The 14,079-nt window shown below is 42.6% G+C and carries 17 protein-coding genes, 1 tRNA gene and 3 pseudogenes; 16 read left to right on the forward strand and 5 right to left on the reverse strand.

Features of this window, described 5'->3' with window-relative positions; genetic code table 11:
• From NT178_18815 to NT178_18865, 11 genes and pseudogenes are all read left to right on the forward strand, one after another.
• A partial coding sequence (locus tag NT178_18815; GenBank protein MCX5814571.1) for a CHAT domain-containing protein occupies window positions 1-553 on the forward strand: 553 nt, incomplete at its 5' end.
• Between the two features lie 103 nt (window positions 554-656).
• The gene (locus tag NT178_18820) at window positions 657-1,037 is read left to right on the forward strand and encodes a hypothetical protein (protein MCX5814572.1); all 381 of its coding nucleotides are present in this window, start codon (window positions 657-659) and stop codon (window positions 1,035-1,037) included.
• A gap of 296 nt (window positions 1,038-1,333) precedes the next feature.
• Window positions 1,334-1,615: a hypothetical protein gene (locus NT178_18825; protein ID MCX5814573.1), complete on the forward strand. Its 282-nt coding sequence runs from the start codon at window positions 1,334-1,336 to the stop codon at window positions 1,613-1,615.
• A gap of 28 nt (window positions 1,616-1,643) precedes the next feature.
• On the forward strand, window positions 1,644-2,150 hold the full coding sequence (locus NT178_18830; GenBank protein MCX5814574.1) for a ParB/RepB/Spo0J family partition protein: 507 nt from the start codon (window positions 1,644-1,646) through the stop codon (window positions 2,148-2,150).
• Window positions 2,151-2,279: 129 nt separating this feature from the next.
• Entirely contained in the window at window positions 2,280-2,570 is a 291-nt protein-coding gene (locus NT178_18835; GenBank protein MCX5814575.1) for a hypothetical protein, read from the forward strand.
• A 108-nt stretch (window positions 2,571-2,678) separates the two neighbouring features.
• Window positions 2,679-2,951 (forward strand): annotated as a pseudogene (locus NT178_18840) (type II toxin-antitoxin system prevent-host-death family antitoxin).
• Between the two features lies 1 nt (window position 2,952).
• Window positions 2,953-3,186: pseudogene (locus NT178_18845) on the forward strand (type II toxin-antitoxin system RelE/ParE family toxin).
• Window positions 3,187-3,558: 372 nt separating this feature from the next.
• A complete protein-coding gene (locus tag NT178_18850) occupies window positions 3,559-4,755 on the forward strand; it encodes a 2-hydroxyacyl-CoA dehydratase family protein (GenBank protein MCX5814576.1) in 1,197 nt (398 codons plus the stop codon).
• Between the two features lie 36 nt (window positions 4,756-4,791).
• Window positions 4,792-6,123, forward strand: coding sequence for a 2-hydroxyacyl-CoA dehydratase family protein (locus NT178_18855; protein ID MCX5814577.1), 1,332 nt, complete (start codon window positions 4,792-4,794; stop codon window positions 6,121-6,123).
• A 3-nt stretch (window positions 6,124-6,126) separates the two neighbouring features.
• Window positions 6,127-6,993, forward strand: a complete 867-nt coding sequence (locus NT178_18860) for an acyl-CoA dehydratase activase (GenBank protein MCX5814578.1) — start codon at window positions 6,127-6,129, stop codon at window positions 6,991-6,993.
• A gap of 17 nt (window positions 6,994-7,010) precedes the next feature.
• Window positions 7,011-7,790 (forward strand): acyl-CoA dehydratase activase, encoded by a 780-nt coding sequence (locus NT178_18865; GenBank protein MCX5814579.1) that lies wholly within the window; start codon window positions 7,011-7,013, stop codon window positions 7,788-7,790.
• 151 nt (window positions 7,791-7,941) lie between these two features.
• On the opposite strand, the pseudogene NT178_18870 reads toward NT178_18865, so the two are convergent.
• Window positions 7,942-8,217: pseudogene (locus NT178_18870) on the reverse strand (HU family DNA-binding protein).
• Window positions 8,218-8,680: 463 nt separating this feature from the next.
• Here NT178_18870 and NT178_18875 point away from each other — a divergent pair.
• From NT178_18875 to NT178_18895, 5 genes are all read left to right on the forward strand, one after another.
• Window positions 8,681-8,754, forward strand: a tRNA-Arg gene (locus tag NT178_18875).
• 501 nt (window positions 8,755-9,255) lie between these two features.
• A complete protein-coding gene (locus tag NT178_18880) occupies window positions 9,256-9,588 on the forward strand; it encodes a hypothetical protein (GenBank protein MCX5814580.1) in 333 nt (110 codons plus the stop codon).
• 342 nt (window positions 9,589-9,930) lie between these two features.
• Entirely contained in the window at window positions 9,931-10,257 is a 327-nt protein-coding gene (locus NT178_18885) for a hypothetical protein (protein ID MCX5814581.1), read from the forward strand.
• Between the two features lie 467 nt (window positions 10,258-10,724).
• Window positions 10,725-11,084, forward strand: coding sequence for a hypothetical protein (locus NT178_18890; protein MCX5814582.1), 360 nt, complete (start codon window positions 10,725-10,727; stop codon window positions 11,082-11,084).
• Between the two features lie 317 nt (window positions 11,085-11,401).
• The gene (locus NT178_18895) at window positions 11,402-11,713 is read left to right on the forward strand and encodes a hypothetical protein (GenBank protein MCX5814583.1); all 312 of its coding nucleotides are present in this window, start codon (window positions 11,402-11,404) and stop codon (window positions 11,711-11,713) included.
• Window positions 11,714-11,800: 87 nt separating this feature from the next.
• Here NT178_18895 and NT178_18900 read toward each other — a convergent pair whose 3' ends face one another.
• The 4 genes from NT178_18900 to NT178_18915 form a co-directional block, all read right to left on the reverse strand.
• Window positions 11,801-12,346: a terminase small subunit gene (locus NT178_18900; protein ID MCX5814584.1), complete on the reverse strand. Its 546-nt coding sequence runs from the start codon at window positions 12,344-12,346 to the stop codon at window positions 11,801-11,803.
• A gap of 30 nt (window positions 12,347-12,376) precedes the next feature.
• A complete protein-coding gene (locus NT178_18905) occupies window positions 12,377-12,559 on the reverse strand; it encodes a hypothetical protein (protein ID MCX5814585.1) in 183 nt (60 codons plus the stop codon).
• A 1-nt stretch (window position 12,560) separates the two neighbouring features.
• The gene (locus NT178_18910; GenBank protein MCX5814586.1) at window positions 12,561-12,713 is read right to left on the reverse strand and encodes a hypothetical protein; all 153 of its coding nucleotides are present in this window, start codon (window positions 12,711-12,713) and stop codon (window positions 12,561-12,563) included.
• Window positions 12,707-14,079: hypothetical protein (locus tag NT178_18915; GenBank protein MCX5814587.1), on the reverse strand; the 1,373-nt coding region annotated here is incomplete at its 5' end. The genes NT178_18915 and NT178_18910, both read right to left, overlap by 7 nt.

The following is a 14,079-nucleotide window of genomic DNA, read 5'->3' on the forward strand; positions in this document are numbered from 1 at the left end:
AGGGGAGGTAAGACAGATTGCAAAGCTCTTCAATGCTCCACCGAATCCCCCTGACATTCTTCTCGGAATCAATGCCAATGAAACCACTTTCAAACAGACCCCCCTTGCCGACTACCGCTATCTTCACTTTGCCACTCACGGTGACCTCCCGGGGAAGCTGCAAGGCATTAACGAACCTTTCTTACTCCTCGGTCAGGTAGAAAACCAGGGTAATGACAATGGATTCCTGACCCTCTCAAAGGCGCTTGGACTCAAGCTCGATGCAGATATGGTTGTGCTCTCTGCCTGTATGACCGGCAGAGGCAAGGTTATGGAAGGTGAAGGCGTTGTGAACTTTGCCCGTGCCTTTCAACATGCAGGAGCACGCTCTGTTGTTGTATCTCTCTGGGAAGTTGCATCCCAGGAGACCGTAGAATACATGACCACATTCTACCGGTATCTCAAAGATGGCAAATCACGCTCAGAGGCTCTCTCGCTTACCCGTAACGCAATGAAAAAGAAATATCCCAATCCCTTTTACTGGGCACCCTTTGTGTTATATGGGGAAGGATAGAAATGGGGGTCAATTTTATTAAACAAACATGTATTTAATGTGAAACTTTTCCCCTGATTGCGAGTCTCCTTTATAAATAAATAATACTTTAAAGGAGGTTCACATGAAACGGTTCATCGATAGTTTAAACAATCTTTCTCAGAGGGCAGCAATGGTGCAAAAGAATGAAAAGAACATGAAAGAGGGAGAATCCATGGTAATTGTAGTTCATATGAAGAAAGATGTGGAGTATAAGATTGATGCTTGCAAATCAAACAATGTAAAGGATGTAAGCCTTTGTCTTGTGGATGATTCGGGGAATCCGTGTAAACCGATATATGGCGATGCTGTATCAAGCATATTTTTTATACCGGACAAGGAAGGCGCGTATCAGGTTATTTTGACCCTCAATTCTACATGGAATGGATCAAGAACAGGGATTGTGAAGACTACTGTGTGCAAATTAAATTTTCCGGCTTTTTACAATGCGCCATTCTGGATGTAATGCTTTCTGTGCCATATGCTTTTTATCGTGTTTAATGACGGTTTATTTCTGAAGGTAATGGGCAGTGTTAAAAGAAGTTAAAAGTGGACATGGTTTATGGTCTAAAAAGACGGGTGTAACATCTAAAGTATGACATGCTATAAATTAGCCTTGACAATTATTTTGGCTTATTTTAAGGTGATTTATTCTTTATAATTATAGTGGTTTGGAAGCGATTATGAATGATTGTCCGGATTGATCGTTTGTTTTGACAGTATCAACGGGGCGGGGTTTCTTTGGGGGATCGTAATATCTTATTGGAAAAGAAAAGGTTTTTTCTATGTACTCAAACGACTGCAGGGAGTGGACCTGTCCCCTGCCAATGGCTTTATCTCTCGCAGAGTCCGCAGGGTACGCAGAGAAAGACAGGTATATTTGTGAGCAGTATCGTGAGACTGACTGACCCTGCTCACATAAGTTTTAACTCTGCGATCTCCGCGTACTCGAACGACCGTAAGGGAGAGGGCGAGATGATAAAAGAATCTAAGGCATTGTATCTCGCAGAGTACACAGAGAAAGAGAAGGATATACGGCTTTAACAAAACCAACAAATAAAGGGGGATTAATATGGCAACAAAGAAAACAGTAGAAAGTCAGGAGTTTTTATACCTGCCGCTGGAAGGCATTATTGTGGAAGAACAGATTAGGTCAGGTATTGATACAGAGGGTGAGTCCTTCAAAGCCCTTATGGAATCAATTAAAGACCGGGGTATCCTTGAGCCTGTCCTTGTAACGCCAAAAGACGGCAAATATCTCCTGCTTTGCGGAGAACGCCGTTATCTGGCAGCACAGAAGCTTGAACTCCCATCTGTCCTGGCACGAGTTGTGGATGCAATAAATCAAAAAGACGAGATACTTGCATTACAATTAACGGAAAATATGCAGCGGGAAGACTTAAATCCCATCGATCAGGCCAAAGGAATATTGGCATTTATTCAGGCGAAACATCCGGATAAAGGATATGATGTGGACGGGGCGATGAGTGAACTGGTTAGATACACCCGTAAGCCCGAAACCCTTTCAGAGGAAATCGTTCTCACTGTGAGAACGATTTCTGATATCTCTGCAAAATAAATACAGACGCTGCATCGCACGATATCACTTTTAAAACTTTCTTCAGAAATTCAGGCTGAAATCCGGTCAGGAAACCTCTCTGTTTCACAGGGATATTTCTTCGCAGCCAACCTCGAATGCCCCGATCGTATGAAAATATTCGATGCTGTTATAAAGATGCCCGTAACCAATGCTACATTGGAAAGATTGCTCACAGCATACAAAAAAGACAAACCGGATCCCGGTAAAACAAAGCCCGTACCTGTGAAAAAGTATGTTGCCGGTCTTTTATCTATGAGAACAGGTTTTGAGAAAGGGCTTGGAGCATATGTACGGGAAGATGTTGAAAAATTTCTCTATGAATTGCAGGTTTTCTGTGATTATGTCCAGCAACAGGTGCCTGTAATCCCATACGGCAAAAAAAGACCTCCTCAAGTGTGAGAAAAGACAAGTATAATACCATTTCTCATGTTTGTTGCAGTTATTGTGATTTGCTTCAATAGGTGCTATCAATAGACCTGTTGATAGACTAATTAAAAGGAGCTGTCCATGGTGACAAAATTTTTTCAAGACGTGATTCCGCTCAGTGATGTCAAGGTGAATCCAGGAAAGATCGTCAAACAGGTAACCAATGAACATCGTCCCGTGCTTCTCAAGAGTCGGGGCCGTGGCGTGGCGGTAATTCAGTCGTTAACAGACTATGAGTCTGATTAAGAAGAGCGTCAGTTTATGAGGGCCGTAGTCGAGGGACTGCTGGACTTGGAGGAGGGCCGCGAACTGAGTATTTCTGAGGTAAAGAAACGCCTCAATCCGGGGCTGTAATATGTCAGAACGGCCGATGGTCACTTTCGCCGAATCTGCCGTCGAAGATATTGAACAGATATTTGAATGGTACAAGGAGCAGCAGGTACCTGATGTCGGCAAACGACTGGTCAGTGAGATAGTGGGGAAAGTTGAGGCATTACAAGACTATCCTGACATGGGCCGTGTAGTACCGGGGTTTGGCCGGGAAAATCTCCGGGAGTTAATACATCCCCCCTTTCGTATTGTTTACCGGTGAGATACCAATAATGTCAGGATTGTTCGCGTCTGGCGCAGTGAGTGCCTTTTTAAACCGGCTGAATGAAATCTTCAAGAGAATCAAATGTGTGACTTTCATGTACGACGCCAATAGTGAGGTGTTATGAAAAGCAGTGTTCCTGCCTTATGCTTTTTTTGAAATCTTTGAAAATTTATTTTTAAGGATAATCATAAGGATAATGGGAAGTTGAAATGAAAAACGAAATATGATATGAAAACATTCTCAACAAATTGGTGTTATACCCGGAAGCGATAAATGCCCGGATGGAATTCAGGATTTTGCAAGTCTCTTTGGCTATTCAGGAAGTTTCGATATTGTTGGCATTATAGTGGGCATTATAGTGTATGAATGAACGATTGTAATAAAGAACGAGGAGTGAAAGGAACGAAGATGATGGAACAACAGGGAAATGGATTGGCAACAGTTGAGAAATATTACAGTCAGTATGGATCAAGGGCAAAGGCGCTGAAAGCTGAAGGCAGGAAGATTATAGGCTATCTGTCTGCGTTGGCTCCGGTAGAGATCATGACTGCCGCAAGTGTAATACCGCTTCGGTTGAAAGGGAATGTCTCCGAGGCAATTACCAAAGCGGACGCCCATATGGAAACGATAGTCTGTCCTTTTGTGCGCAATGTCTTTGACGCGGCACTGAAAGGGAAATATGACTTTCTCGACGGCATGGTTCTACCGCATCAGTGTGACAGTATTGACAGGACAAACGATGTATGGAGCTATAACCTGAATCTGCCATACTGGCACTTCTTAAATTATCCGCATGTCACCGATGATCCGTCAATAGAGTTTACACAGTCAATTTTGCGTATATTTATCGACACTCTGGAGAAATTCACCGGCAACAGGATCACGGACGAAGCTCTGACACAGGCAGTTAAAGCTCACAATGAGAACAGGCGGCTCATGAGAGGGCTTTATTCTTTGAGAAAAGATACTCCTCTCATATCAGGCGTTGAGATGATGAAGGTCCTTGTAGCTGCTATGAGTCTGCCGGTAGAGGAATCAAGTGCCCTCATTGAGGACGTCATAAAAGAAGTAAAACATAGAGAAGCGCCCGCAGATGCAAAATTGTCGCGGATCATGCTTATAGGTGATCAGATAGATGATATAGCCATTGTTGAGGCTATTGAGAGTACCGGCGCACAGCTTGTTATGGATGATCTGTCAATCGGAAGCAAGATGTATTGGGCTGATGTTGATATAACACCTGATCCGGTTCAGGGTATTGCCGAGCGTTATTTGAGAAAACTTAAACTGCCTACAACCTGTGTTAACTCCGGCGACACCTACCAGGAGAATCTGGAGGCGAGATTCGGTCATATAAAACAGAATATAATGGAGTTTAAAGTAGACGGTGTCGTTCTCTTCATTTATAAATATTGCGATCCCTATGGTTTTGAGGTTCCGGCAATGAAAAGCTTTATCGAATCAGCAGGTGTTCCTGTGCTGTACCTTGAGGATGAATACTCCACCTCCACCCTGCCAAGGATGAAGACCAGGATTGAGGCATTCCTGGAAATGATCGCATAAAAGTAAGAAAGAATAAAAAACATATGAGGTAATCACATGGCTGATGATAAAAAACCAAGAGTACTTGCAACCCAGGCAGCAGCAAAAATACCAAAATTCGTACGTGGAAATATGTCTGAAACCCTTAAGGCAAAAGAAGAAGGGAAAAAGGTAGCCTACGCCTATATTAATGGCGGCCAGGATGAAATCATGAGGGCCATGGATATTGTACCCGCCTGGGGCGAAAGCTTTTCAGGTGTTTGTGCGGCCAAGCGCGATGCTGAAAAATACCTGCAGAAGGCAGAAGCGGATAACTTTTCCCGTTCATTGTGCACATATGCGACCTGTACCCTTGGTTTTGACATGTTGCGTGAGGAACTGGGCGGTGAGATGCCCCAAGGGGCGCCATGGGGCGGCATGGGAAGGCCGGACATGATTATAGGCAGCGGTCAGCAATTGTGTGACCCCAGATTTAAATGGCCTCAGGCAACACAGCATTATCTGCAGGATGTGCCTGTCTTTGTTGGAAGTATGTATTATCCGCCCTGGGACCCGAACATGGATCACAAGGAACAGGAAAATATCTACGTGAAATATGCAACAGAGGAACTGCGTGCATGTGTAAGCTTTTGCGAGAAACATATTGGCAAAAAAATGGACTGGGACAGACTCGCGGCCCTTGTTGATCTATCAGATAAGACATGGGATATCTTTATCGACACCTACGAACTGCGCAAGGCAGTCCCGACGCCTATGGATACGGGCGATGCAATGAATACCATGGTGCCTTTGACGTTTAATCTCGGCACACAGGAAGCCTACGATTTTTATGCAGACCTTAATAATGAGTTGAAGCAGAAAATAGAACAGAAGCAGGGCGTGGCTGATGAAGAGAAATACCGGGTCCTTTGGGGAGCAGGACTTCCTTCGTGGTTTGCCCTTGGTGATTTTCAGTATTTCAACAGCAAGGGCGCTGTGTTTCCGGCAGAGACAACCTATCGTAATGCCGAAAAGATTGAGCGGCTTGACCTCCCGAAGACAAATGATCCCCTGGAGCACATTGCCTGGAGATGGGTACGGTTCTGGACCCATTGGTACGATAAGGCACGGCAACGCCCAGGTTCCATACCGAAAGTTGAGCGTATTATTGAATATGTTGAAGACTATAAATGTGACGGCGTGGTCTTTCATTCCGCCTTTTCCTGCCGTAGCTGGCATGCAGGGATCGTTCAGCAGGCAGAAATCCTGAGAAAGGTTTACAGGGACATACCTGTCCTTATCATGGAAGGCGACATAGTAGATATAAGCTCTTACAACGAGGCAGACACACATAACAGAATCGATGCTTTCATCGAGGCACTTGAAGCAACAAGAAAGAAAGGTAATTAAACCTTGTCATGTCCTGGCAATAGAGTAAAAACCGAATACTTTGCCGGAATTGATATCGGGTCTACTATGACCAAGGTGGCTATCATGGGGGATGTCCTCCTGTCATCTGTCATCGGGCCTACAGGGCCTGAACACCGGAAGCTGGCCAATAAAGTAATGGAAGAGGCCCTTGCAGCAGCTTCGCTTGCCTTCGGGGACCTTGCCTATATTGTTGCAACCGGATACGGCAGGATAAACGTTCCCTTTGCAGACAAACAGATCACCGAGATTACCTGTCACGCAAAAGGACTCCATAGCCTTCTCCCGACAGCAAAAACGATTGTGGACATAGGGGGTCAGGACAGCAAAGGCATTAAACTGAAGGACGGCAAGGTTATCAGCTTTGTCATGAATGATAAATGCGCTGCCGGGACAGGGCGGTTTCTTGAAGTAATCGCTGATGCCCTGGGTGTTCCGCTGGAAAAACTCGGTGAATTATCTCTCTCAGCCGGAAAGGCAGCAACCATCAGCAACACCTGCACGGTTTTTGCAGAGCAGGAGGTAACCTCTCAGCTTGCAAATGGTGAGCCTGTTGCCAATCTGGTTGCAGGAATACATGAGGCCATTGCCACAAGGATATATGCCATGGTAAGTAAGCTTAAAATCTCACCGGATGTTGCCATAACCGGCGGCGGCGCAAAAAATATAGGTTTGGTCAAGGCATTGGAAGAAAAGTTCGGATATCCGGTGCTGGTTCCTCCCGAACCCCTGCTTACAGGTGCAATAGGCGCAGCTATTGCCGGGAAAGAAGCGTACGAGCATGCTGTTAGAAGCGGAGAAATTCTGAAAAGGAGCGGACAGGGATTACAGGAGGCCACGTTCTTTTCGTAAGAGGTATGAGGACTTAAATGGCTTATGTACTCGGTATTGATATAGGTTCCGGTTTTTCAAAGGCTGTGATATGCAAAGACAAAGCTATCCTGTCACATGCAATTATGCCTTCAGGAGGGAACTATAAAGAAACAGCCTGGAAAGTTGCAGAGATTGCCCTTGAAAGGATTAATCTCTCTATGAGCGATATCTCTTCCACAATAGCCACCGGTTATGGAGCAACAATGGTTGATTTTGCCGATCAATCAATTACGGATATCTCATGCCATGCTGCCGGTGTTCATCTTTTATTCCCACGGGTTAGAACGCTTATCGACATAGGAGCCCAGTTCAGTAAAGCAATACGGCTAAATGATGCAGGGAAAGTCATCAACTTTGTATTGAATGAAAAGTGCGCCGGGGGAAGCGGCAAGTTTCTTCATGTCATCGCCCGCATTCTTCACATGAATATAGAGGAGATCGGGGAACTTTCACTTAAGTCCGATAACCCTGTTGAGTTTACAACGGGCTGCGCTGTTTTTGCTGAATCAGAGGCAGTGTCGCGCATAGCCGAGGGAGCCCTTCCGAGCGATATCCTTGCCGGTGTGCATAAGGCTATGGCATCAAAGATTGTAAACCTTGTTGTGCGCCTTGGTCTTATTCAGGATTGTGCAATAACAGGCGGAGGCGCAAAGGATCTTGGTCTGGTCAGAGCCATAGAGGGAGAACTTAACACGGATATCATTGTTCCTGAGGAACCCAGGATTACTGCCGCATTTGGAGCAGCCCTTTCAGCCTCAGAAAATATTCACCAATAAGAAAATAGTTTAATATAAAAAAAGCGGGCCAAAGGCCCGCTTAGTTTTAATAATTTTTATTAGTTTTAATCTATTTCTTTTTCGGTTTTGCTGCCGGTTTTGCTGCCGGTTTTGCCGGGGCTTTCTTTGCTTTGGGCTTTGCGGCAACTGCTTTTCCGCTAACTGCTGCTTTTAAAGCAGCGCCTGCTGAAAACTTGGGGACTTTCTTTGCTGCGATCTTAATCTCTTTACCTGTCCGGGGGTTTCTTCCCTTTCTGGCTTTTCTGTCCGCTACGGAGAAAGTTCCAAACCCGATAACCGTTACCTTTTCGCCCTTTTTCAATGCCTGTTCAATGGAACCGGTAATTACGGCGAAAGCCTTTGCTGCAGATGTTTTAGAAACCTTAATTGCTTCTGCTACTTTTTCTACGATTTCTGCCTTGGTCATTCTAACTACCTCCTTGGGTATAGTATATAAAAATATATATATGATTATCAGACAAATAGCCTTTGCCTGTTGTGCGAAACCCTGTAGGAATAACCATCTATGAAAGATATTAACACAATTTCTTTATAAATCAAGGATTTATTACATATTTTATTAAAAAAAGTAATATTTATTTATCAATAGGCCATTTTGAGGACTTTTTTGGCAGGTATTTGCTTGTTTATTTGTAATTGACTGTGTTGAATCGCTAAGGGAAGGGTTTCCATATCACAGGATATACCTGATAATCTCTATGACTGAGGGATTATTAATACTCTCCCTTTTTTCTTTAAATTCAATCCCATATATGGTATTTAAAACTATGCTTTATGACCGTAATCTGTTGGATGATGCCGGTTTTTTATTTGATAGAGTAAATTTTATGTTTTCTAATCATATATAACTTTTGAATTAATTTACTGATGCCCCCGTAGCTCAGGCGGATAGAGCAACGGATTCCTAATCCGTGTGCCGCATGTTCGAGTCATGCCGGGGGCATTTTTAATATCAATGAGTTACAAGACATTTCACAAGCGATAAAATATACCGTGCTACCCCCCATGCTACCCTACACGAGAAATAAGGCATATTTTCAGTCCAGAAAAGGTATAGCTTCGGATTCCATATCATTGAATTGCCGCCATATTTAACTGTAGAGCGCTTTTAAATTGATAAGGTATACACATTATATCATGTTATCGTTTCGTTGATTGTAGAGCGTCCTGGACTACAAGGCTACTGTCCCACAGGGTAGGCAGGGGGGGAGTCGGCCAGCTTGACGAAGATAACAATATTCCTTCCTTTAGGTGCGCCACAATTTTTAAAGGGGTTAACTTTTGTTCATCCGGTTCCTGCATACTTGTTTAAATATCTCGCCTGTAATGTTGTTTTTGCCGTTTCCCCTTTATATGTAATACTTCAAGTGCTAATGGTTACTTTTGCGGGAAAGAGAATTTTCTTACATTTCCCTTTTATATCTTTTATACTACTGATAGAGCTATGGAGAATAAGAAGAATAGTACCAAATTTATCGCCCGGACAATAATGGTTGGCGGTTATATTATAATGATATTTGGATTTGTCCTTTTTATCTGGCAAGTGTATATGTATCTTTTAAATGGTTCATGGATCGCTCAACCCCTGTTACTTGTATTTGAATATTTTCCAAGAGACATTAAATTCATTAGTTGGATTTTTTTTCCAAAATCTTGGTTTGGACTACATAAAATTATTTATTGGATTTTGGAATTCATACCAACATCTCTTATAAGTATATTTGTTGGGTTTGCAATTATAGGATGGTATTTTTCTTTTGAAGAAAAAGACCAGTAATTTTAAATCAGTAATTTATCCGCTAAAAAAATCCGTTGTTTTTAGTCCCTTTTAACCTATGGACTATAGGCAGTAATACTCACGTTGGTTCATAAATTATGTTATGTATTAGGTAGGCGAATTAGAGGGTCATCCCGTGGTGTAAGAAAGCACGCAAGAACCATATGACCCTTGACAACACTCAATTAATATAGTGCGATATACCATCTCGTCCGCTATAAATGCTTTTGATTGACAAAAATCACTGACAAGCATAACATTTAAGAAATTATTGTAGGCAATGGAAGTATTGTTGTGCTTCAATCAAAACGTTTTAGAAAAAAGGGGAATTGGCATATGAAGATGATTATTTACTGCTTAATAGCACTTCTTATCGCAGCGTGTGCCGGTACACCAAAAATGAACAAACTATCTGTTGGAATGACAAAGATCGAAGTAATTGCCGCTATGGAGCGTGAGCCGGACAGTACCTCCGCACAGGGGGGTGTTGAGTACCTTACATACAATCTCTGGCGCGACTTCTGGGATCGTCGTCCTGGAGATTACTCAGATCGTTTCTTTGTGCGATTAATTAACGGAAAGGTGGAGTCTTACGGGCGCATAGGCGACTTCGACTCTACTAAGGTTCCCGAAACCAAACAAACAATTGATCTCAATATCAAAAAATAGTAATGAAAACGTTCCCCAACAATGCGCTGAACAAGGGCGTGCAAAGGCAGAGTAAAACGTTGCTTCTGCACGCCTGTTATCTCAATTGTTGGGCAGTATAATATCAAATAGTTCAAAATACTGTGGACATAAATATGAAGCGGTTAAAAGAAAACTGGAGAAAAATAATTGGATTTATATGGGTAGGATTTTGTTTATATGCCAGTTGTTTGTTTATCTATGCTTGGTTTAAATTCAATGGGAGTATTCGTGAGAAACTGCTTTATTTATTCATTACGGTTATTATGATTTTTGTGTTACTTATACTTACGGCAGATTTTCATGATGATATTATTAAGTGGTTTAAAAGTACCTTCAAAAAATAACCAGGATAAAGGGGACAGACAGTCCTATTTAAATTAGCACATGATGCAGCCAATCGGCCATAAAGCTGGCCGCTGGCTGATCATGGTGTTAGAGGTGATAATATGAAATTAGTAATACTGATTGCTTCTTTACTCCTACTTGGTGCTTGTGCTACACCAGTCAGCCATACGAATATCCCTTTGGCGACATATGATAAAGATACTGAATATGGCATTGAAGAGCGACCAGATGGTTTCGGCATTACGGTCTACTATTCACGCTACCAGTTCATTCCAGAAAGCGATGCCGTTGCCATTGCCTGCAAATCAGCCCTTACCTCTGTTGCCTGGGAATTAGCTGAAAAAAAAAGCAAGGAAATTGAGCCAATCAACGAACAACGGATCAGAATTTCGATGGGGCGTAATGGTTTCTCTGGCATCACATCATGTCAGGCATTTGCAGTAGTGAAATGGAAACAATAGTAAAAACTCTATTCTATCGAGGGGGCTTTTTGTATAAATATTATAGCAGCCACAGGCAGGGGGGGGAGCCGCCTACGGGACTGCTATAACCATAGACCCTTCCTGGAAGTGCGCCGTATTTTTAAAAAGGGTTAATTTTTCTTCATCCGGTTTTTGAGCGCTTGCATAACATGTCATTCTGTATTTCAAATCATATTCGGTAATTTAGCTCATATTTTCAACTTGAAATTTAAATATAATTAAAAGACAATGAATCTATAAATAGGTAATAGGCAGATTGATGAATTGTTACAAACAAACGCGAGGAGGATAAATAGATGAAAAAATCAGTTTTGATGTTAGCCGCTCTATTCATTATTATGACGTCTTCGGTGGCATCGGCGCAACCTAAAAAAGTTCAACCCCAAATGCAACAGAACGGTCGTTACCAGATAATCTCTGTTGAATATGATTGTCTCAATATGAGCAGAGGAATTCTTAAGAAAAGCGTCCTCAAATTTGATACGTTAACCGGCGAAACTTGGATCTTAAAAGATGACCTTTATAAAACACCAGACGGAAATACAAATTACAATAGAGTCTGGGAGAGCTTCGAATTTCACATGAAAGGGAAAGAAAGCATAGAATAGCAAATTCATGCAAGTGCGGCGTGACATCGCAGCAGGATCAACAGCGTATTACCCATTCAATGAGAAAAAGAAAGGCTAATCTTCTGGTCACGTTTCATCCATTTTCTCTTTTGAGCCAAAAAGAACCCGGAGATCCACAGGACTGGTCGGAACAATGTCCACATTCAGATTAAAAAAACGCTGAGGGGGATAAGAATTGTCAAGTTTAAAGGACATATCCAAACCCTTTAACGAAATATCAGGTAAGGCGCTGTCAACGTGCTGCTTTAGCCGCCGTATTCTGTATTGTCTTGTCAAGCCGCAGCCGTCCATCAGTTCGGCAATGCTTTGCTGAATTTCAGGTTTTTGCATTAAATTGCTGCCAATAACCTTTGCCGCTTGCATTGAGCCTGTCTCATAGCTTGTAAGGGCGGCCTGAGTGTTATTTTTCCCTTTGGCCTTCTCGATAACAAACTGCTTTTGTTGTTCAGTAAAATTATATTTATCAAGTACGCTTTCCGGTGCAGGAAGGAGTCGCTTTAGTTTTTTGCATATTGCAGGACAAGAGCAACCGAAGTGTAGAGCCATGTCCTTTTGTGGTATACCTTCCTTAAACATTTGCAGCATTTTTTCGTTATCAATCTTTTTAACCATTATTAACCTCCTTCAAAACTGTTAATTAACCTATACCTGCCTACATTTTACATATAGCCCTATCAACCGGATCACCTGTTCAATGAATAATATTTTATTGCCTGTCTGATATGCTACAAGAACCGCCGCACTGCCTTGAATCCTGTCGTCAAGATACATGTCTGAATTCGTCTCATGATCCACCCGAATTAGTTCCTGCATTAATTCAACCATATCAACATCTGAGCTTATCCGTGGCCGTGCCTGCTGCATGAAGACTGACAGCGAAAACAACATTGTTGACGTGCAACTGTTCACCTGGTAGGCGTTCTATATTGCCTGTCGGTGTCTTAACTTGTAACGGTTTAATAATGGATAAAGTCACCATGCTTCCACCCCCTGCGGCAGTTCAATAACTTCGGTATCTGTATCTTTCCAAAGAGTACCGTTATTATGTTCAGTATGTTCAGTATGTGCAAAGTGCTGAATATTGTTACCATTATCTCCTGAAGATACCCCTGAACATACTTTTTTATCTTCTTTTATGTTCAGTTTATGCTCAGCCTGCAAACCATTGCTACCATTGGTTTTCTGTATATCTGAACATCCTGAACATACTTTACCTATCTTTTGGAAGTGTACTAAAACACCATGCTCTGTTTTGAAGTCATCAACCTCGAACCGTAAGCCATACTCAAGCAAAGTCGGCCTGAGCCTCTCTAAGTGCCTGCGCATTTTATTTGGCGCTGTGGGATACGTTTTATCTTTTTTGGTAGGTTTTGCTATCTCTGTAAGTGCGGCATACGCCTCGGATACTGTGCCATCCCACCCTGCTGCTTTATCATCCATAAATTTAAGCAATGCCTGAGCCAATGTGTTGTAACCTATTATCTCGCTGTGCTGTCCTTTGATATTGGTGCTGTAGGCCTGCATGAAGTCATCTTGCGTAAAGCCTAAGGCCTGCGCTATTGCACAACTCCATAAAGCAAAGTCCGCCATCCTCGGCAACTCTGATAAGCTGATAGTCGGATATATAGCCATTGCCTGAGCCAGTGCATCAAAGATACTGCCTAAGATATATGGCCTGTCGCTTTCAAACTCTGCATATAATTCTCGCTCTGTTTTTCTCTCTGAAGCCTCTATTCTGCTATGATGTATTAAAATGCTTCTGTCCATTGCATCCGGTCTGCTGATAAGCTGCGAGATACCATTAACGACAACACATCTTTTTAACTGATAAATAATATCTTCATCATCGGTGTAGAGCCTGCGCTTTGATAAGCCTGCACCTGTAACAACCTGTGCGAGTAAGTCTGAAAACCAGTCTTGTATGCTGCTCAAATTATCAAAGGCAATGAAGTAATGGTGTTCTAAGGCCTGTATCGTCTCGCCTGGGTCTCTCGGTGCAAAAAACACTGATAACTTTGAAGGGTCAACCAACATTTTGAAGATAACAGATATTGTTGTTTTGCCTGAGCCCTGGTCTCCAAAAGCAACCATCATCGGCTTTGCAATCTCTGGTACAAAATAGGATACCAACAACACCTGGGCGAGCAACTGCGCATCTTCATCATTAATGTTGAGATATTTGAATATGCTCTCAAGCCTGCCACCCGCCTTAGGTTCAACCTGAGCCTGCTGGTGCGAGTATCTCTTAAATATCATCGGCGGATCTGATACTATCTGCCACCTGCCTGGTGTTATTTTTACTGCTCTACCATCTCCCATGTCGCAATAAAAACCGCCATTATGTA

It is taken from the genome of Pseudomonadota bacterium (genome assembly GCA_026388255.1).
Taxonomy (GTDB): Bacteria; Desulfobacterota; Syntrophorhabdia; order Syntrophorhabdales; family Syntrophorhabdaceae; genus JAPLKB01.